General features: G+C 62.5%; 17 protein-coding genes. 8 read left to right on the top strand and 9 right to left on the bottom strand.

From position 1 onward, the window contains the following. Positions 1-8 precede the first annotated feature (8 nt). Complete coding sequence (locus ACMFWR_RS05300) at positions 9-917, bottom strand: glycosyltransferase (RefSeq protein WP_413193965.1); 909 nt, start codon at positions 915-917, stop codon at positions 9-11. Continuing rightward, on the bottom strand, positions 914-2188 hold the full coding sequence (locus tag ACMFWR_RS05305) for a lipopolysaccharide biosynthesis protein (protein WP_413193966.1): 1275 nt from the start codon (positions 2186-2188) through the stop codon (positions 914-916). The genes ACMFWR_RS05300 and ACMFWR_RS05305 overlap by 4 nt, the downstream gene beginning before the upstream one ends. Before the next feature lie 179 nt (positions 2189-2367). On the opposite strand from ACMFWR_RS05305, the gene ACMFWR_RS05310 reads away from it, so the two are divergent. The 4 genes from ACMFWR_RS05310 to waaA all read left to right on the top strand — a co-directional run bounded on the left by ACMFWR_RS05310 (position 2368) and on the right by waaA (position 7419). After that, the gene (locus ACMFWR_RS05310; RefSeq protein ID WP_413193967.1) at positions 2368-3759 is read left to right on the top strand and encodes a phosphomannomutase/phosphoglucomutase; all 1392 of its coding nucleotides are present in this window, start codon (positions 2368-2370) and stop codon (positions 3757-3759) included. 63 nt (positions 3760-3822) lie between these two features. Continuing rightward, a complete protein-coding gene (gene waaC, locus ACMFWR_RS05315) occupies positions 3823-4860 on the top strand; it encodes a lipopolysaccharide heptosyltransferase I (protein ID WP_413193968.1) in 1038 nt (345 codons plus the stop codon). Positions 4861-4954: 94 nt separating this feature from the next. Further along, positions 4955-5839: a Kdo hydroxylase family protein gene (locus ACMFWR_RS05320; protein ID WP_413193969.1), complete on the top strand. Its 885-nt coding sequence runs from the start codon at positions 4955-4957 to the stop codon at positions 5837-5839. A 254-nt stretch (positions 5840-6093) separates the two neighbouring features. Further along, entirely contained in the window at positions 6094-7419 is a 1326-nt protein-coding gene (gene waaA, locus ACMFWR_RS05325; RefSeq protein ID WP_413193970.1) for a lipid IV(A) 3-deoxy-D-manno-octulosonic acid transferase, read from the top strand. A 52-nt stretch (positions 7420-7471) separates the two neighbouring features. Here waaA and ACMFWR_RS05330 read toward each other — a convergent pair whose 3' ends face one another. Then, entirely contained in the window at positions 7472-8440 is a 969-nt protein-coding gene (locus ACMFWR_RS05330; protein ID WP_413193971.1) for an ArsR/SmtB family transcription factor, read from the bottom strand. A 477-nt stretch (positions 8441-8917) separates the two neighbouring features. Here ACMFWR_RS05330 and ACMFWR_RS05335 point away from each other — a divergent pair, with 477 nt between their 5' ends. The 4 genes from ACMFWR_RS05335 to ACMFWR_RS05350 all read left to right on the top strand — a co-directional run bounded on the left by ACMFWR_RS05335 (position 8918) and on the right by ACMFWR_RS05350 (position 14038). Continuing rightward, on the top strand, positions 8918-10771 hold the full coding sequence (locus tag ACMFWR_RS05335; protein ID WP_413193972.1) for a glycoside hydrolase family 2 protein: 1854 nt from the start codon (positions 8918-8920) through the stop codon (positions 10769-10771). A gap of 168 nt (positions 10772-10939) precedes the next feature. After that, entirely contained in the window at positions 10940-12250 is a 1311-nt protein-coding gene (locus ACMFWR_RS05340) for an ABC transporter substrate-binding protein (RefSeq protein WP_413193973.1), read from the top strand. A 1-nt stretch (position 12251) separates the two neighbouring features. Then, positions 12252-13211, top strand: a complete 960-nt coding sequence (locus ACMFWR_RS05345) for a carbohydrate ABC transporter permease (protein ID WP_413193974.1) — start codon at positions 12252-12254, stop codon at positions 13209-13211. Continuing rightward, entirely contained in the window at positions 13208-14038 is an 831-nt protein-coding gene (locus tag ACMFWR_RS05350; protein ID WP_413193975.1) for a carbohydrate ABC transporter permease, read from the top strand. Before ACMFWR_RS05345 ends, ACMFWR_RS05350 begins: the two co-directional genes overlap by 4 nt. Before the next feature lie 343 nt (positions 14039-14381). Here the strand turns inward: ACMFWR_RS05350 and ureG are convergent, their stop codons facing one another. From ureG to ACMFWR_RS05380, 6 genes are all read right to left on the bottom strand, one after another. Beyond that, entirely contained in the window at positions 14382-15020 is a 639-nt protein-coding gene (gene ureG, locus ACMFWR_RS05355; protein ID WP_413193976.1) for an urease accessory protein UreG, read from the bottom strand. Between the two features lie 11 nt (positions 15021-15031). Continuing rightward, on the bottom strand, positions 15032-15727 hold the full coding sequence (locus tag ACMFWR_RS05360) for an urease accessory protein UreF (protein ID WP_413193977.1): 696 nt from the start codon (positions 15725-15727) through the stop codon (positions 15032-15034). Positions 15728-15730: 3 nt separating this feature from the next. After that, complete coding sequence (gene ureE / locus ACMFWR_RS05365; protein WP_413193978.1) at positions 15731-16609, bottom strand: urease accessory protein UreE; 879 nt, start codon at positions 16607-16609, stop codon at positions 15731-15733. 123 nt (positions 16610-16732) lie between these two features. Next, complete coding sequence (gene ureC / locus ACMFWR_RS05370; RefSeq protein WP_413193979.1) at positions 16733-18439, bottom strand: urease subunit alpha; 1707 nt, start codon at positions 18437-18439, stop codon at positions 16733-16735. A gap of 35 nt (positions 18440-18474) precedes the next feature. Then, entirely contained in the window at positions 18475-18783 is a 309-nt protein-coding gene (locus ACMFWR_RS05375) for an urease subunit beta (protein WP_413193980.1), read from the bottom strand. Positions 18784-18794: 11 nt separating this feature from the next. After that, the gene (locus tag ACMFWR_RS05380; RefSeq protein WP_413193981.1) at positions 18795-19097 is read right to left on the bottom strand and encodes an urease subunit gamma; all 303 of its coding nucleotides are present in this window, start codon (positions 19095-19097) and stop codon (positions 18795-18797) included. Between the last annotated feature and the right edge of the window lie 143 nt (positions 19098-19240).

The raw sequence follows: 19240 nt of genomic DNA on the forward strand, positions 1-19240 counted from the left end.
GAGTGTCGTTACGCGTCGTGTCGTGTTGTGCTTTCATTGCCGGACGCCTTGCCATACACGCGCTGCTTGAGCGCCCCGAGCCACGAACGCGGTGTCAGCAGATGCAGCAGGTTTTTAGCGAGCCCGGCCCAGTAATACGGGTTGCCGGGTTCGAAATACGCGAGCTGCAGCGCGAGCGTCGAACGGATTTGCGTGCGGCGCTTGGTCGCGCTGATGCTGCCCGGGTTGATCTCGTAGTACAGCCCGACCTCGGGCAGATTCGCGCAGTCGTAGCGCTGCATGATCCGCAAAAACAGATCGAGATCTTCGGCCGCGCGATATTTGACGCGATAGTTGCCCGCTTCGACGACGGCTTGCGTGCGCAGCATCATCGCCGGATGCACGAAGCACGAACGCAAAAAGCGCACGCGCCGGATCTGCGCCGGATCGGTCGGCACATCGAGGCGGAACAACGGGCGTCCGTCGGGTGTGATGACTTCGGCGCGCATGCCAAGCGCCCCGACACGCGGATGGGCTTCGAGCCAGGCACGCTGCCGCACGACGCGTTTCGGAAACGCCAAGTCGCCCGCGTCGATCCGCGCGATATAGCGCACGCCGCGCGCCGCCAAAACCTCGACGCCTGCCGCCAACGCGCGTTCGATACCGCCGTTAGGCGTTAGCCTCAGCACATCGATGCGCAGCCCGGGCATGTCGGGGACGACCACGGGCGGGGTGCTCCCATCGTCGACGATCAGCACATTGAGCGGCGCCGGCTCGTCAAACGAGGCGAGCGTGCGTTCGAGATCGGCCTGGCAGTTATAGGCCGGAATCAGCACCGCGACATCGTCGAGCGAGCCGGATGCATCGAATGAGTCAGACGAGTTGAGCGCGTCGGACGAATCGGACGAATCGAACGTTCGGGCGGCGACGTCGGTCATGATCGAATAAGGCGGAAACGGATGTAGTACAGATCGACAGCGATGGCGACAAGATAGCCGGCCGCAAGGCCCATCAGTGCTCCGTGGCCACCGAAACGCGGGATCGCAACGAGATTCACGACGAACGCGGCCGCGAGCGCAAGCAGCCACTTCACGAGCAGGACGTAGCGCGCCTGGTACTTGAGCACGACGAGGTTCGCGATGGCTTCGATGCCCGCAGGCAGCGAGAGCCAGACGGCCCACCGGAAGATGTCGATGGCGCCCTCGAAACCCGGCCCGAACACGAGCCGGATGATGAAGCCGCCGAGCGCGTCGAGCACGATGGCGCCGCCGATCATCAGTGCGGCGGTCATCGCCAGCAGCCGGACCATATTGCGCAGCAGCTTCGCCGTGTCGTGCACGCGATAGACGAAGGCCGGCCCCAGCGTCTGCGACAGCATCAACGCGAGCGTGATCCAGTTTTCATTGAGTTGCTGTGCCGCTGAATAGCGGCCGAGATCCGCGTAACTGACGACGCGCTCGAGCATGAGCCGATCGAGTTTGAGGAACAGATACATGCAGATGAGTCCGATCCAGAAGATCGAACCCGCCGAGACGAAACGGCGAAACAGCGCCGATTCGATGTGCCAGCCGAGGCGCCCGCCATGCTGCTTCGCGTAATAGACGACGAGCGCGGCGGCGATGGCGGCCGCCTCGAGCGCCCAGAGCCAGCCGTACCAGCCGGCGGCGATCGCCGCGCGCACGCACAGCCAGACGAGCAGCATCTTGGCGATGGCGGCCGCGATCGCTGCGAGCAGGGCCGGTTTGCTATGCGTGCGGCTTTGCAGCCAGGAGCCGATCACGCCGAACGGCTCGCGAAACAGCATGGTCATCGCGAGTCCGCCGAGCATGGCCGCCACGGTGGCGTCGATGCGCCCCATGCCGGCGCCTGCGCCGAGCACGACCCACGTGAGCAGCATCATCGCAAGCGAAATGCCGAAGCGCAGCGCAAACGCGCTGCCGAGTATCGTGCCGAGCCGTTCGGGTGGTTCGTGCACGATCGTCGGCACGAGAATCTCGTTGCCGCACACCCATGTGACGGGCACGAGCACGAGCAGCAACGTGTTCGCGTATTGCCATTTCCCGAATACGTCGGGTCCGAAATACCGGGCCAGCATGCCGCTGATGACGATCGCGACGCCGATCTGCGTGAGCCGTTCGCAACCCAGCCAGATGAGGTTGCCGATGGCGCGCGAGACGTCTTCGCTGATCTTTCGCCCTACCTTAGGCATTACAATGGCCGCACCTTTGATTGCCCGAGAACCGCGGATCTGCCTACGGGGCGGGTATCCCCGGGCAGGCACAAAAGCTGCGATTATAAGCGGCCCGAGTCTCTGCCAACCGCTGCCCCCACCCCCTTTCAACCTCCATCCGTCTCCGTGCGCTTTCGTACTTTTCAGGCTTAACGACAATGATCTCTCAATCCATTTTCAAGGCTTACGACATTCGTGGTGTGGTCGGCAAGACGCTCGATGCCGATGTGGCGCGCTCGCTGGGCCGTGCATACGGCAGCGAAGTGCGCGCTCAAGGCGGTGACGCCGTTGTCATCGCGCGCGACGGACGCCTGTCGGGTCCTGAATTGTCGAAGGCGCTGGCCGAAGGCCTGCAGGCTGCGGGCGTGGACGTTGTCGATATCGGCATGGTGCCGACACCGGTCGGGTATTTCGCGGCCAGCGTGCCGTTGACGGGCCTCGACAACCGGCGTGTCGACTCGTGCATCGTGATCACCGGCAGCCACAACCCGCCCGACTACAACGGCTTCAAGATGGTGCTGCGCGGCGCGGCGATCTACGGTGAGCAGATTCAGGCGCTGTACAAGCGCATCGTGGCCCAGGATTTCGCTAGCGGCTCGGGCTCGTATCAGACCTATGACATCGGCGACGCCTATCTCGAGCGCATCGTCTCGGACGTCAAGCCGGCACGTCCGCTCAAGATCGTGGTCGATTGCGGCAACGGCGTGGCGGGCGAACTCGCCCCCAAGCTGTTCCGCGCGCTGGGCTGCGACATCGTCGAACTGTTCTGCGACATCGACGGCCATTTCCCGAACCACCATCCGGACCCTGCCCACCCCGAAAACCTGCAGGACGTGATTCGCGCCCTCAAGGAAACGGATGCCGAAATCGGTTTTGCGTTCGACGGCGATGGCGACCGGCTCGGCGTTGTGACGAAGGACGGCCAGATCATTTATCCGGACCGCCAGCTCATGCTGTTTGCCGAGGAAGTGCTTTCGCGCAACGCGGGCGCGCAGATCATTTATGACGTCAAGTGCACGCGTAACCTCGCCACCTGGGTGCGCGCGAAGGGCGGCGAGCCGCTGATGTGGAAGACCGGGCACTCGCTCGTGAAGGCCAAGCTGCGTGAGACGGGCGCGCCGCTGGCCGGTGAAATGAGCGGCCACGTGTTTTTCAAGGACCGCTGGTATGGCTTTGACGATGGCCTGTATACGGGCGCACGCCTGCTCGAGATCCTGTCGCGCGTGGCCGACCCGAGCAAGCTGCTCAACGATCTGCCGAATTCCGTGTCGACGCCCGAGCTCCAGCTCAAGCTGGCCGAAGGCGAGAACTTCGAACTGATCGGCCAGCTTCAGAAGACCGCGAAGTTTGAAGGTGCGGACGACGTCGTGACGATCGACGGCCTGCGCGTCGAGTATCCGGACGGCTTCGGTCTTGCGCGTTCGTCCAATACGACGCCGGTTGTGGTGTTCCGCTTCGAGGCCGACAGCGATGCGGCGCTCGACCGTATTCAGAGCGACTTCCGGCGCGTGTTCCTTGCCGCCAAGGCCGACGCCCAGTTGCCGTTCTGACGGAGTTTCGCTAGATTGACGCGCCCGCAGTGTGTTACTGCGGGCGCTTTTTCATTTGTGGCCATGTCCGACTTCTCCGCCAGCCCCGTGCAGCCCGCAGGCCGTCCGCGCAAGATCCTGATCGTCAAGGTGTCTTCGCTGGGCGATGTCGTGCATACGACGCCGGTGGTCGCCGATATCCTCGCGCATGAGCCCGATGCGCAGATCGACTGGCTCGTCGAAGACGGTTTTATCGATCTCGTGCGCATCGTGCGTGGCGTGCGGCGGGCGATTCCCTATTCGCTTCGGCGCTGGCGCAAGACGTTGACGCGCGCGGAGACATGGGCCGATATCCGGCGTTTCAGGCGAGACCTTGTCGAGGAACAGTACGACACGGTCATCGACTTCCAGGGCTTGATCAAGACCGCGTGGACGGCAAGCTGGGCGCATGGGCCCGTGACCGGTCTTGCAAACCGGACCGACGGCGCGGGTTTCGAGTGGCCGGTGCGGTTTTTCTATGACCGGCGGGTGCCGATCGAGCCGCGTACGCATGTGGTCGACCGTTCACGCCAGCTGGCGGCCGCTGCGCTCGGGTATCCGGCGCCGGCGCCGTTGTCGGCGGACATCGACTTTGGCCTGGATCAAAGCGCAGCCGCGGCGGCGCTGGCAGGCTACGACCTCAATTTGCCGCTGCCGTATGTCGTGTTTGCGCACGCCACGTCGCGCGCCGACAAGCAATGGCCCGAAGCGCACTGGATCAAGCTCGGACAGTCACTCGTGCGCCACGGGGCATCGCTCGTACTGCCGTGGGGCAGTGACAGCGAGCGCGAGACGAGCGAACGGATCGCACGCGAATTTGGCGCGGCGGCCTTCGTGCCGCCCCGGCTTTCGCTGCCGGCGGTCACGGGTCTGCTCGGCGGTGCGGCGGCCGTGGTCGGCGTCGATACCGGCGTGATCCATATTGCCGCGGCGCTGAAGGTGCCGACGGTCGAGTTGTACAATTTCGAAACTTCGTGGCGCACCGGCGGGTTCTGGTCGCCTCACGTCGTCAATCTCGGCGGTCGCGTGTCGCCGCCGCTCGATCAGGTGCTGCAGGCACTCGTGCTGTTCGGGCTGCTGTAGACCGCGCCGCGGTCCGGTACCGCTTGCGACCCGCTTCCGTCCGGATTCCGTCCCGTTTTCGTCGGGGTTCCGACACCGCTTCGGTCAGGTATTCATGAGCGATTCACAGATTATTGAAGTGCGCGGCAACGACTGGCTCGCCCGGGACCTCGAAGTGCCGCGCGAGACGCTGCGTGCCGACCTCGAGCGCGGCAAAGTGCTGTTTTTCCCGTCGCTCGCGTTCGAGGTGTCGCCGGCCGAGCGCCGTCTGTTCGATCCGGCCATTGCCGATCCGAAACGCAAGAACATCAGTCTCGCGCCGGGCGGCGGGGCGATCGTCGGCGTGCAGGGCGACGATGCGACCCAGGCGGCCGTGCACGCGATGGTCAGCCGATTTCAGCGCAAGGCGCATGAACTCATCGACGCCTTGCTGCCCGAGTACAAAGGCAAGCTGCGCAGCGCGCCGACGAGCCTGCGTCTGCATCAGGTCGAAACCCGCGCGACGTCGTGGCGCAAGGACGATAGCCGGCTGCATGTCGATGCGTTCCCGTCGCGCCCGAATCGGGGCGAGCGGATTCTGCGCGTGTTTATCAACGTGAACCCGGCCGGTACGCCGCGCGTCTGGCGCGTCGGCGAGCCCTTCGAGGCGGTTGCGCGCCGCTTTGTGCCGCAGATCAAGCCTGCGTTGCCGGGCTCGGCCTGGCTGCTCGACACGCTCGGCATCACGAAGTCGCGCCGCACCGAATACGATCACCTGATGCTGAACCTGCACGATGCGATGAAGGCCGACCTTGCCTACCAGCGCGAAGCGTTCCAGCAGACCATCCCGTTTCCGTCGGGCAGCACGTGGATCTGCTTCTCGGACCAGACCTCGCATGCCGTGATGGCAGGCCAGTTCATGATGGAACAGACGTTTTTCCTCGCCGCGGCCGATATGGTCGAGCCCGACTGCGCGCCGCTGGCCGTGCTCGAACGGGTCATGGGGCACGCACTCGTCTGAGCGATGGGGCCGCCCGTCGAGCGGCCATTGAGACGGCTCTTAAACCGCTCTCGGACGGACTCTGGGGCGGCTCTTCGGTGATTTCTCACGATGCCCGAGCGGCTCTCAGGCGGTTATTGCAGCAGATCGCGCTCCGCAAAGACCAGTCTTTCCCCTGTGCCTCCTGCCGTGAGATGATCCGGGCTTCGTGCGCTTTGGCCGGCAGGCCGGGCGCGGCCGCTTGCCGAACCTAACCCGACCTCACGCCTGCCCGGATGCTCAGACTGATCTATCGCGCGCTATGGCTACTGATCGCGCCCGTTGCGGTGATTCGCTTGTATGTGCGCTCGCGCAAGGAGCGCGGTTATCGCGAGCATATCGGCGAGCGCTTTGGCGCGGTCGAAGGCCGTCCCGCTGACGATCGCAAACGCCTGATCTGGCTGCACGCTGTTTCGGTCGGCGAGACGCGTGCGGCACAGCCTTTGGTCGAGGCCTTGCTCGCGGCCCATCCCGAAGTGCGTTTTCTCATCACGCATATGACACCCGGCGGCCGGGCGACCAGCGAAGCGCTGTTCGGCAACCGCGTGATGCGATGCTATTTGCCGTACGACTTCCCGTGGTTCGTGCGTCGCTTCCTGCGCGCGTGGCGGCCCGCGCTTGGCATTGTGATGGAAACCGAGGTCTGGCCGACGCTGATCGATGAGTGCCGTCGCCATACGATTCCGCTGGTGCTCGCCAATGCGCGGATGTCGCAGCGCTCCTATAAGCGCGCGGATCGCTTTGGAAGGGCGACGCGCGAAGTGTTCGGCGGCTTTACCCGCGTGCTTGCGCAAAGTCCGTCCGACGCCGAGCGGCTTCATGCGCTTGGCGCACGAGAGGTCGCCGTGCTCGGCAATCTCAAGTTCGACATGACGGCGCCCGATGCGCTGATCGAGCGCGGGCATTTCTGGCGCAAGGCATTTGGGCGAACCCACGTGTGGGTGGCCGCGAGCACGCGCGACGGCGAAGAGGCATTGCTGATCGAGGCTGCGAAGCGGATTGCGAGCGGCGTTCCAGGCGGAAACGCCAGCGGGAACGCGATCGACGACGCTTTGCTCGTACTCGTGCCACGGCATCCGCAGCGTTTTGACGAGGTGGCCAATCTGCTTGAGCGCGAAGGCTTGAGTTACGTGCGCCGCTCGCAGTGGACAGCGGGCGCCGACTCGCTCGACGCGGCCTCGCGAGATGGCCGTCGCGTGCAAGTCCTGCTCGGCGATTCGATGGGCGAATTGCCCGCGTACTATGCGGCCGCCGATGCGGCCTTTATCGGTGGCAGTCTGCTGCCGCTCGGCGGGCAGAATCTGATCGAGGCGTGTGCCGTGGGGACACCGGTGCTGTTTGGCCCGCACATGTTCAATTTCACGCAGGCGAGCGCCGATGCGCTCGCGGCCGGCGCGGCGATCCAGGTTCAGGATCAGGCGGCCCTTGCCGACGCGCTGCGTGGTCTGTTTTCGGACGAAGCGCGACAGGTGTCGATGAGCGGCGCCGCAAGCGCATTTGCCGCACGCCATCGTGGGGCGACGCAGCGAACCGTTGCCGTGCTGGATACGTTTCTGCGCTAGACGCTCGGCACGCTCAGCGTGCTCAACGTATCGTGACCTGGCGTATGGTCACCTAGCGGATCGTCACCTTTGGGGCGTCGTGCGGAAACTCGTAGTGAATCCGCATGACGATGTCCTGCGGGTAGTTACCGAACTTGCGCCCGAACAGATTGAGCCCGCCGCGATGACGCGCATCGGGCTTGATGCCGAGCTTCACCTTGACGTGATTGGCTGACGTCAGCGCGAGCGAATCGACGGTCGTATCCGACAGTTCGACACCGTCGATCATGGCGCCCTCGGTGGTGACGCGCCAGCGCTTGAGCATTCCATACGTCGTCTGATCCGTATGCCACCATGCCGGCGTGAGCAAGCCCGATGTGCCGCCGAGATCGCCCGGCGATGTCCACGTGCCGACTTCACGATCGTTGATCCATAGCGTGATGTCCGACGGCCAGTTCGGATCGTACTGAGGCGCTTCCGAGCAGATTTCCATCGACAGCTCGAGCGAACGCGCAATCGCGCCGTAGGGCAGGTTGTTCGGAAACGCATACTCGACATAGCCTTCGCGAAACCAGAGGATCTGCGCATAGACGTGCTCGGGCTCGAAGAACGAACGGGGGTCATCGAGCATGCCGATGATCTTCGTCTCCGAAGCGATGCCGCACGTCGGTGAGGCTTCGAGATAGCGATAGCTGCCGATCGGCATCGTTACCACGACGACCTGATCGGCCTCGGATTCCACCGCGGCGCCCGGCAGCCGGATATGGACTTCGTCATACGCCTTCGCGCAGAGCTTCTGCGAGCCACGCGTGCCGGGCTCGAACTCGAACGTCACCAATCCGGCGGCCTGCAATTGGTTCAGGTTGAAACTGATCGTCGAATGGGGCTGGCTCATGATCTCCGCGAGTTCGGAGACGTTCATGACGTTATGCGTGAGCAGGCTCAGGATCATCTGGCGTGTTTCGGATGCCAATGCCTTGACGACCGGCAGTGCGGCTTCGCCTTCCACGACCAATACTCGGCTTCCCGATACCGGAGCCATGCGTTTCCCCTTGACGATGCCTGTGATGCCTGGCGGCGAATGATCGCGGTTTGAGCGGCGGTGCGCACGTATGCGTTTGCATCGTCGACCACGCGCCGCCGCGATTTGTCACAACTTTGCTTGATGTAATGTGCGTCCACTATCCGGTTTTGCCCGGCTCGCATGGCGCGGCGGCGATTATACCGGGATCATGGTGATGTCGCCGAAAACCCCGATTCGCCTGATTTAAGGGGCTCACCGGCATGGAGTCAGCGCAATAAGACATCACATATCGGTAAAACCGGCGTGTCATCCCATTTGCTGGAACTACCACAAGAATATTGGTTTATCGCAACTATTATTGTTAGTATCGCCGGACGATGTCACGTAGCGCGCAATGGATTGCCTGGATGAGCACCGAGCATGGCGATTCCGAATCGATATCGAATCGATCGCGGCTGCTGACCTGAATAACGACAAAGTACCGGAGACACAGCGATGGACTACCCGCGTCCGCAGTTGCGGCGTGCCGCATGGACGAATCTCGACGGCGCCTGGCAGTTTGCGTTCGACAACGAAGCGAAGATCGACGAGCCGTCGGGCGTGACGTTCGATCGCGTCATTCAGGTGCCTTACGCCCCCGAAGCGGCGCTGTCGGGCATCGGCGATACGGATTTCCATCGACGTGTCTGGTATCGGCGCGAGATCGATCTCAATGAGGTGGCTAGCGATGCGGGTAACGCGGCTGGTGCGACCGGTGCGTTGGCAGCGCAAGAACGCCTGATCCTTCATTTCGGCGCGGTCGATCACGCGGCGCGCGTCTATATCGACGGCGTCGAGGTGGGCTCGCATCGCGGCGGTCATGTGCCGTTTTCGTTCGACATCACGCGCTTCGTCAAGTCCACGCGCTTTACGGTGATCGTGCGTGCTGACGACGATCCGTTCGATATGAACAAGCCGCGCGGCAAGCAGGACTGGAAGCGCGATCCCCACTCGATCTGGTACCCGCGTACAACAGGCATCTGGCGCACGGTGTGGCTCGAGCGCGTGTCGGCAAGCCGCATCGAAAAGATTCGCTGGCAGGCCGATGTCGCACGCTGGGAGATTCGTGCGGATCTGCGGCTGGTCGACGCGCCGGTGGGTGGAAGTGTGCGCGTGAAGATGACGATTCACGGCCGCACGATCGTCGACGACACGTCACGCATCGACGGCAACGCATTCGGCCGTGTATATGCGATCGCTGCGGACTATGGCATCGACGACGGTCGCGACGACTGGATGTGGAGCCCCGAGCATCCGCAGCTGATCGATGCGGAGCTGGAGCTTCGCGATGCGTCGGGCCAGGTCGTCGATCGCGTGCAAAGCTATACCGCGTTGCGCAGCGTGTGGGTCGATGGCGAGCGCTTCATGCTCAACAATCGTCCGTATCCGCTTCGCATGGTGCTCGATCAGGGGTATTGGCCCGACGGCCTGATGACGGCCGATTCCGACCGCCTGCGTCGCGATGTCGAGCTGACCAAACAACTGGGCTTCAATGGCGCGCGCAAGCACCAGAAGGCTGAAGATCCGCGCTGGCTCTACTGGTGCGATGTGCTCGGTCTTGCGGTATGGGGCGAGATGCCGTCGGCGTACGGCTTCAGCGACGAAACGGTCTCGACGGTCGTCGACGAATGGCAGCAGCAGATCGATCGCGATATCTCGCATCCGTGCATCGTGGCCTGGGTACCGATCAACGAATCCTGGGGCGTGCCGGATCTGCCGCACTCGCCGCGGCAAGTTGCACTCGTCAAGGCACTGTACGAACTCACGCATGCCATGGACGGCTCGCGTCCGGTGGTCGGCAACGACGGCTGGGAAATGCCGTGCGGCGATCTCGTCAATATTCACGACTATCACCATGACCCGGCCGTCATCGCGCAACGCTATGCGACGCGCGAGGCAATTGATGCCACGCTCGCCGAGGTGCGGCCTTCGCGCCGCCGTCTGCTGACGGACGGTTTCGACGCGACGGGACGTCCGGTCCTGCTGACCGAATTTGGCGGCATCGCGTGCATCACCGAAGGCTCGGGCTGGGGCTATTCAATTGCACGTTCGGGCGACGAACTGCTCGAGCGTTATTCGAAGCTGCTCGAAGCCGTTCATCAATGCAGCGCGCTGTCGGGGTTCTGCTACACGCAGCTGACCGACACGTTCCTCGAGAAGAACGGGCTCCTGACCGAGAACCGCGAACCGAAGGCCGAGCTTGCCGGCCTTGCGCGCGCCACGGTCGGTGAGGCCGTTGCCGCCCGACGCGACTTCGCGGCCAATCCGCTCGGCTATAGCGATCGCTGGCTTGCGAGGGAGCACAAATGATTTCCCTGAGAACGTTCGCATGGACGTTCTCGGGGTCTTCCTCGGGGTCGTCCTTCCGTACGTTCGCATCGACGTTCTCATAGCAGCATCAACACAAAGCAGTCTGCATCACCCGTCATCAATACAACTCATAACACTCGAACCCTGCCAAGGATCGAAGGAGACAACATGAAGGTGAAGGCATCACGTACGGTCCGCGCGGCCGCCGCTGCGCTGTCCGCAGCATGCGCAATGTTTGCGGGCGCCGCGCACGCGACAACCGATATTCAGCTCTGGACGCTGCTGTCGGGCGGCGACGGTGCGCGGATGAAGCAACTTGTCGACGGCTTCAACGACAGCCAGAAGGACGTCAAGGTCACGACCACGACGCTCAAGTGGGGTGAGCCGTTCTATACGAAGGTCAAGACGGCATCGGCGGTCGGCGAAGGTCCCGATCTCGTGACCATCCACTTGTCGCGTGTGTCGGGTCTCGCGCAGACCGGCGTGTTGCGTCCGATCTCGCAAGCCGAGTTCGATGCTTCGACGCTCAAGGGCTCAGACTTCTTCGACCGCCTCTGGGCGAAGGCGCACTACCAGGACAAGCTCTACGCCGTGCCGCTCGATACGCACGCGCTCGTCCTGTACTACAACAAGGACCTGATCAAAAAGGCAGGCCTCGCCGGTCCGGACGGCAACCTCAAGCCGATCACGAGCCTCGCTGACCTGACTGCCGCGTTCAAGGCCGTCAAGGACAAGACCGGTGTGCCGGGCGTGACGATGGAAACGTCGCAGGATTCGTATAACGCGGCCTGGCGTCTGTGGGAAACGATGATCTATCAGCAGGGCGGCAAGATCGTCGACAACAACACGCTGGTGTACGGCAAGGCGGGTCAGCAAGCGCTGCAGACGATGGTCGATTGGTACTCGCAAGGTCTGGGCACCAAGGGCCTCGACTACGGTGCATCGACGTCGGAGTTCATTGCGGGCAAGGCAGGCTTCATGATCAACGGCGTGTGGGAAGTGCCGACGCTCGTCGACGATGCGAACGCGAAGAAGCTCGGTTTCGACTACGGCGTGATTTCGCTGCCGGCGCTTTATAACGGCAATCAAACCGTGTGGGCCGACTCGCACGCGTTCGCGATTCCCGACAACAAGGGCAAGCCGATTCCCGCCGATCACGTGAAGGCCGCGCTGCAGTTCGTGGCCTATGTCGAGCAACACGCGATCGTGTGGGGCGGCGGTGGCCATATTCCCGCGTACAAGCCCGTGACGCTGTCGGATCAGTTCAAGCAACTCAAGCCGAACTCGGACTATGCACAGACGACGGCCGAGCACGTTGCGTACGACCCCGACGGCTGGTGGAGCGGTGCGGCAGGTCCGCTTGAAGCGGCGGCTGCCAAGTATTTCCCGGCGGCGATCAACGGTCAGCTGCCGGTCGACAAGGCGATGAAGATGTTCGACTCCGACGCGAACAAGTTGCTCAAGCGTCCGGCGCCTTAAGATGCCCAACCAAGCTCCTGTGATGGCGTCGTCAAAGGCGACGCCGCCTGGGCCGAGCACTTCGCAGGTGGCGAAGCGGTCGCGCCAAGGCGGCGTGGACGCGCGCGGACAGATGCGCATGGCGTGGCTCATGCTCGCGCCATTCGTTGTCGCGTATCTGTTGTTCTTCCTGTGGCCGGCGTTGCAGACCGTGCGGCTCAGCTTCACCGACAGCGGGCTCACGGATACGAAGGGCTATGTCGGGCTCGCAAACTACGCACAGCTCATCGCCGACGACGACTTCTGGTCGGCGTTGATCCAGACCGGCTACTTCGCATTGTTGACGGTCATTCCGTTGACGGCGCTTGGCCTGCTTATGGCGGTGCTCGTGAACCGGCTCACGCGTACGCGTGCGATTGTCCAGGCGATTTTCTTTTTGCCGTACGTGTTGCCCGTTGCAGTCATGACGCTGATTTTCGGGTGGCTCTATCACCCGGTGTACGGGCTGATCAATGCGCTGCTCGGCGGCCAGCGTGCGTGGCTCAATGACGTCAACTGGGCGATGCCGTCGGTCGCGATTGCAACGATCTGGTGGACGGTGGGATTCAACATGCTGCTGTTCGTTGCGGGTCTCAAGAACATTCCCGGCGAACTCTACGAAGCAGCACGGCTCGACGGCGCGAACCGCTGGGAGCAATTCCGCTACATCACGTGGCCTCAGCTCAAGCCAACGACTGGCCTTGTGTTCATGCTTCAGTTGATTGCCTCGTTCAAGATCTTCTCGCAGCCCTACATTCTGACGGGAGGCGGACCGTTCAATACGACGCGTGTCACGTTGCAGTACATGTATGAGCAGGGCTTCACAAACCAGAACGCGGGCTACGCGTCCGCGATTGCCTGTGCGTTCCTGCTCGTTGTGCTTGCGCTTGCGTTGTTACAGACCGGCTTGACGTGGTGGCGTATCAGGAGGGCAGCGCAATGAATACACGTGTGACATTTGCGGCGGTGCTCGCGACACTGTCGACGCTGGCGCTTGCCGTGGTCTGGGTGCTGCCCCTGTTGTGGGCGGCGAGCACTGCGCTGCGGCCCGAAGAACAAACAGTGATCACACCGCTGCAGTGGCTGCCGCATCCCGTGGTGTTCGGCGCCTTCGCTCACGTCCTGTCGGTGGGCAATCTTCCGATGTGGTTCGTCAACAGCGCGGTGACGGCGATCGCCGTGACGTTGATCACGATCGTGATCAGCCTGACTGCGGCTTATGCGTTTTCGCAATTGCGTTTTGTCGGCGGCAACACCTTGTTCTGGCTCGCGATGGTGGGCTTCATGTTCCCGTTCGAGGCGCTGCTGATTCCGCTGTTTCGCGAGATGCACAGCTTCGGGCTGACGAACACGCTTGCGGGCATCGTGTTGCCGCAAGTTGTCTCGCCGGTGGCGATCTTCGTGTTCAAGCAGTTTTTCGATCAGATTCCGAAGGACTTCAAGGAAGCCGCCGTGCTCGATGGTGCAAGCGAGTGGTCGGTGCTGTTTCGCGTGTTTCTGCCGCTGTCGAAGAACATCGTTTATGCGGTCGCCATCGTGGTGTTTATCGGCGCATGGAACAACTTCCTGTGGCCATTCATCATCGTGACGACACCGAACATGATGACCGTGCCGGTGGGGCTGACGCAGGTGCAGGACGCATACGGCGTGCGCTATGCGTCAGATATGGCCGCCGCGTTGCTCGGCGGAATACCGGTCGCGATGGCGTACCTGATTTTCCAGCGCCGCGTGACGCAGGGGTTCTTGGCCGCGACGGGTCTTAAAGGTTGAAGTGGTGGATGTAGCTGAGGGTGGTTGTCGCAGTACTTCATGCGGGCGACCGTCGGCGGACGGCGCCCGCTCTTTTTTTGTGTGTTCTCGTCGGTGGTAAGCCGGGTGGACTCTTCGTCCAACGCACCGATGTCTCAGCACTCCCGACTACGAAGCGAAGTCTAGTGAGGTTCGCGTTGAGAAGCCGCTATCCTGAGCGGGCGGGGCGGCCCGCGCGAGAGTCGTGCCACAAGGGGCTTTGAAGGGGAGTTGCGCCTTCCGGCGACAGACTCGGTTACATGAGCCGACGGAAGAACGCGTAAATTCCTACGCGGTGTCAGCTTCGTCGTGCTCAGCAGGCAGGTTAGCTGACGAGCAGCCCCTTCTTCTCGATAAACGCAACGACGTCGTTTATGCCCTCGAGTGACTTGAGGTTGGTCATCGTGAACGGGCGTTCGCCGCGCATTTTCGTGGCGTCGGCGGCCATGATGTCGAGTGAGGCGCCGACGAGCGGGGCAAGGTCGGTTTTGTTGATCAGCAGCAAGTCCGATTTCGTGATGCCGGGGCCGCCCTTGCGTGGGATCTTTTCGCCGCCGGCAACATCGATCACGTAGATCGTGAGGTCGGAGAGTTCGGGGCTGAACGTTGCGGCAAGGTTGTCGCCACCGGATTCGATAAAGACGATGTCGGCGTCCGGGAAGCGCGTCAGCATGCGGTCGACGGCTTCGAGGTTGATCGACGCGTCTTCGCGAATCGCCGTATGCGGGCAGCCGCCGGTTTCGACACCCATGATGCGCTCAGGCGGCAATGCGCCCGCCACGGTCAGCAGACGTTGGTCTTCCTTCGTGTAGATATCGTTGGTGATGACCACGAGGTCGTACTTGTCGCGCATGACCTTGCAGAGCATCTCGACAAGCGTCGTCTTGCCGGAACCGACGGGGCCACCGATGCCCACGCGCAGCGGCGGAAGTTTCTTGGTACGGGCAGCGGAGGGTGCGTTCATGATGGTTTGCTTTATGAGCGAAAGAGTCTTGAGTACTGGCTTTCATGCCGTGCCGACAAAATGCCAAGCATGGGGGCGAAGGTCACGACGCTGTCTTCATCGGTCGACATCGCTCGAGCGACAGCACGCTTGATCGGCTCGCGCTGTGCGATGAGCGCACGTTGACCGGCGAGTTGTCCGAGCGGCACCGCTTTAAGCGCAGCGGCAACCTGATTTTCGGCCCAGGCGAATGCATAAGCGGTCAGCGTGCCCTCCAACGTAGCGCTGTGCGCCTGCGCGGCAAGCGCGAAAACGGTCGGCTGCGCAACGGGCTTCATCGTTGAAAGATGCGTGCGGCGCTCGGCATCGCTCCATTCGAGCGACGCACACAATTGCGCGAGCGACCATCCCATCTGCTCTGTTTCTTGCCGCAGTTCAAAGGATTCGCGGCTCGTCAGGAACTGTTCGTTCGCAACGCTCAGTGCGTGCGCAGCATCCGGATCGAACGTTTGCCAGCGCCGGAATTGGTGAGCCAGGAAAGGGAGTTCACCGTGAGCCAGGACGTGTTCGATCCCACTTGAAATCCATGCCGCCGCACTCGGACCGTCTGTGATCAGCCCGCTTTCCACCGCCGCCTCAAGGCCTTGCGAATAGCTGAACGCACCGATCGGCAACGCCGGCGATGCGAGATGCAACAGGCCAATGAGTTCTGCGGTGTCGGTGCTCATGCTTCAATCGTGCGAGTGCTTGTGCTTGTGATCGCCATGCTCATGGCTGTGGCCATGATCGTGGCCGTGGGCATGTTTGTGCCCGTGTTCATGGTCATGGTCGTGCGGATGCTCGTGTTTGTGCGCGTGCGAATGCGAGTGATCATGATCGTGGCTATGTACATGATCATGGTCGTCGCCGTGTCCCTGTGCTTGCTTGTGCTCGTGCTTGTGGTCATGAGCGTGGTCATGCCCATGCGCGTGGCTGTGCTCATGCTTGTGATCGTGCCCATGAGCATGCGCGTGGTCGTGCGAATGGTTGCGGTCATGGTCGTGCGAGTGCCCATGATCGTGCTCGTGGCTATGGTCATGGGCGTGCGAATGACCATGACGCTCTGCATAGACTTGTTGTGCGAGCGCGTAGTCTTCAGCAAACGTCTCGTCGTGGCCATGCTTATGACCGCCGCCATACGCGCCGGCCTCGGGTGCGAACGGTGCTTCAACGGCGTCAACACGCATGCCCAGACGACGCAGCATGTCGGCGAGGACCGGATCGCGCTCGATTTGCAGATACCCATCGCCGATTTCAACCGGGGTGTGCCGGTTTCCAAGGTGATAAGCCGCACGCATCAGAGCGAGGGGCGATGCGCCTGTGATCAGCAGCACGGGTTCCGCCGCGGCCTTGATGACCACCATCGTGCCGTCTTCGGCGACGAGCACATCGCCATCTGCGAGGATGGTCCCGCGCGGCAGCACGACGCCGACCTCTTCGCCCGAATTGAGCTTCGTGGCAAACCGGCTCTTGCGCCGTTCGTCAAAAGCCAGCGTCAGCGCCTCGGCGCGCGCGAGCAGCGGCTTCGCGATGCGCGTGCCGGGAGGAATAAGTCTGTTCAAGGTTCGCATAGTCACCACTCGGGAGGCGTGCAGGAATCGCTTGGGGACTGCGGCTTGAGCGTGCTCAGCCCACAAGCATCCGTTTCAGGGTGACTGCATCGTACGCCTTTTACGTCAAATGCTCCGGCGTCATCAAAACAGGAAATACCGCTGCGCGAGCGGCAGCGACTCGGCCGGCTCGCAGGTGAGCAACTGGCCATCGGCGATGACCTGATAGGTCTCGGCGTCGACCGTGATGTTCGGCTGCCACGCGTTGTGGATCATGTCCGATTTGGTCACGTTGCGGCAGTTCTTGACCGGCACGACACGCTTGGCCAGACCGTAACGATCGGCTACTCGGGCATCGAATGCCATCTGCGACACAAAGGTCAGTGACGTCCGGCCAAGCGCGCCGCCGCGCGTCGCGAACATTTCTCGGTAGTGCACGGGCTGCGGCGTCGGGATTGATGCGTTCGGATCGCCCATCTGCGCCATCGCGATCATGCCGCCCTTGAGGATCATCGCAGGCTTCACGCCAAAGAACGCCGGATCCCAGAACACGAGGTCGGCCCACTTGCCGGGTTCGATCGAACCGACTTCATGCGCGATGCCATGCGTGATGGCCGGATTGATCGTGTACTTCGCCACGTAACGCTTGACGCGTGCATTGTCGTGGCGCGACGGATCGCCCTCGAGGCTGCCACGCTGCACCTTCATCTTGTGTGCGGTCTGCCACGTGCGCATGATGACTTCGCCGACGCGGCCCATGGCCTGCGAGTCCGACGAGATCATCGACAGCGCGCCGAGATCGTGAAGGATGTCTTCTGCCGCAATCGTCTCGCGACGAATACGCGATTCGGCAAATGCGATGTCTTCGGCGATCGACGCATCGAGGTGATGACAGACCATCAACATGTCGAGGTGTTCGTCGAGCGTGTTGACCGTGTACGGTCGCGTCGGGTTGGTCGACGAGGGCAACACGTTCGATTCGCCCGCGACCTTGATGATGTCGGGCGCGTGTCCGCCGCCGGCGCCTTCGGTGTGATATGTGTGGATCGTGCGGCCTTTGAAGGCGGCAATCGTCGCTTCGACAAAGCCTGCTTCGTTGAGCGTGTCCGTGTGAATCGCGACCTGCGTGTCGGTGTCGTCGGCGACCGACAGGCAGCAATCGATCGCTGCGGGCGTCGTGCCCCAGTCTTCGTGAAGCTTGAGGCCGATCGCTCCCGCCGCAATCTGTTCGACGAGCGGTTGCGGCTGGCTCACGTTGCCTTTGCCGAGCAGTCCGATATTCATCGGCCAGCCGTCAATGGCCTGAAGCATGCGTTCGAGATGCCACGGACCCGGCGTCACGGTCGTCGCATTGGTGCCCGTTGCAGGGCCCGTGCCGCCGCCAAGCATGGTCGTCACACCGGATGCGAGTGCTTCGTCAATCTGCTGCGGGCTGATGAAGTGGATATGCGAATCGATGCCGCCTGCCGTGACGATCTTGCCTTCGCCCGCAATGACTTCGGTCGCGGCGCCGATCGGGATCGTGACGCCTGGCTGAATATCGGGGTTGCCTGCCTTGCCGATCGCAGCGATGCGTCCGTTCTTGAGGCCAATGTCAGCCTTGACGACGCCCCAGTGATCAATGATCACGGCATTCGTGATTACGGTGTCGACCACGTCGCCTGCCGTGCGCTGGGACTGACCCATGCCGTCGCGGATCACCTTGCCGCCGCCGAACTTGACCTCCTCGCCGTAGATCGTGAAGTCGCGTTCGATTTCGATCAGCAACTCGGTGTCGGCGAGACGCAGGCGGTCGCCGGTGGTCGGTCCGAACATTTCCGCGTAGGCGCGGCGGCCGAGCTTGAGTGACATGGTCAGGATGTCCTAGGAGGGGTTGGGACGCGCTGCTAGTCGAGCTTGCCCATGACAAGACCGCGGAATCCGTAGACGACACGATCGCCCGCCAGCGCGACGAGTTCGACGGTGCGCTCCTGGCCGGGCTCGAACCGCACTGCGGTGCCCGATGCGATGTTCAGGCGAAAGCCACGCGCTTTCTCGCGATCGAACTCGAGCGCCGCGTTCACTTCGTAAAAGTGGAAATGCGAGCCGACCTGAACCGGGCGATCGCCTGTATTCGCGACGGTTACCGTTGTGGTTTCGCGGCCTGCGTTGAGTTCATGCTCACCGTCGTCGGTGATCAGTTCGCCGGGAATCATCGAAGGCTCCGTCAGGGAATCGGGTGATGGACCGTCACGAGCTTGGTGCCGTCGGGGAACGTTGCCTCGACTTGCACGTCGGGAATCATTTCGGGCACGCCTTCCATCACGTCGTCGCGTGAGAGCAGTGTGGTGCCGTAATGCATGACGTCGGCGACGGTCCTGCCGTCGCGTGCAGCTTCCATCAGCGCGGCACTGATAAAGGCCACGGCTTCAGGATGATTGAGCTTGAGGCCGCGGGCCTTGCGCCGTTCGGCGAGCAGGGCGGCCGTGAAGATCAACAGCTTGTCTTTTTCGCGAGGCGTGAGGTTCATCGTCCGGGACCACAACGCAGAAGTAGGAGAACGGGGATCGTATCACCCGAATGGGGCAGAACAATATTGTGGTGCAGATGTTATTGAGGTTTTTGCACGGGTATTGATCGTGCAGTGCGGCATAGGATCCAAAGGCGTTGCGC

Origin of the sequence: Pararobbsia alpina (assembly GCF_965118125.1) — a bacterium.
In the GTDB taxonomy this organism is placed as follows: Bacteria; Pseudomonadota; Gammaproteobacteria; order Burkholderiales; family Burkholderiaceae; genus Pararobbsia; species Pararobbsia alpina_A.

Coding starts and splice junctions, on each gene's coding strand:
- ACMFWR_RS05300 (WP_413193965.1), bottom strand. CDS start 917: ATGACCGACGTCGCCGCCCGAACGTTCGATTCGTCCGATTCGTCCGAC.
- ACMFWR_RS05305 (WP_413193966.1), bottom strand. CDS start 2,188: ATGCCTAAGGTAGGGCGAAAGATCAGCGAAGACGTCTCGCGCGCCATC.
- ACMFWR_RS05310 (WP_413193967.1), top strand. CDS start 2,368: ATGATCTCTCAATCCATTTTCAAGGCTTACGACATTCGTGGTGTGGTC.
- waaC (WP_413193968.1), top strand. CDS start 3,823: ATGTCCGACTTCTCCGCCAGCCCCGTGCAGCCCGCAGGCCGTCCGCGC.
- ACMFWR_RS05320 (WP_413193969.1), top strand. CDS start 4,955: ATGAGCGATTCACAGATTATTGAAGTGCGCGGCAACGACTGGCTCGCC.
- waaA (WP_413193970.1), top strand. CDS start 6,094: ATGCTCAGACTGATCTATCGCGCGCTATGGCTACTGATCGCGCCCGTT.
- ACMFWR_RS05330 (WP_413193971.1), bottom strand. CDS start 8,440: ATGGCTCCGGTATCGGGAAGCCGAGTATTGGTCGTGGAAGGCGAAGCC.
- ACMFWR_RS05335 (WP_413193972.1), top strand. CDS start 8,918: ATGGACTACCCGCGTCCGCAGTTGCGGCGTGCCGCATGGACGAATCTC.
- ACMFWR_RS05340 (WP_413193973.1), top strand. CDS start 10,940: ATGAAGGTGAAGGCATCACGTACGGTCCGCGCGGCCGCCGCTGCGCTG.
- ACMFWR_RS05345 (WP_413193974.1), top strand. CDS start 12,252: ATGCCCAACCAAGCTCCTGTGATGGCGTCGTCAAAGGCGACGCCGCCT.
- ACMFWR_RS05350 (WP_413193975.1), top strand. CDS start 13,208: ATGAATACACGTGTGACATTTGCGGCGGTGCTCGCGACACTGTCGACG.
- ureG (WP_413193976.1), bottom strand. CDS start 15,020: ATGAACGCACCCTCCGCTGCCCGTACCAAGAAACTTCCGCCGCTGCGC.
- ACMFWR_RS05360 (WP_413193977.1), bottom strand. CDS start 15,727: ATGAGCACCGACACCGCAGAACTCATTGGCCTGTTGCATCTCGCATCG.
- ureE (WP_413193978.1), bottom strand. CDS start 16,609: ATGCGAACCTTGAACAGACTTATTCCTCCCGGCACGCGCATCGCGAAG.
- ureC (WP_413193979.1), bottom strand. CDS start 18,439: ATGTCACTCAAGCTCGGCCGCCGCGCCTACGCGGAAATGTTCGGACCG.
- ACMFWR_RS05375 (WP_413193980.1), bottom strand. CDS start 18,783: ATGATTCCCGGCGAACTGATCACCGACGACGGTGAGCATGAACTCAAC.
- ACMFWR_RS05380 (WP_413193981.1), bottom strand. CDS start 19,097: ATGAACCTCACGCCTCGCGAAAAAGACAAGCTGTTGATCTTCACGGCC.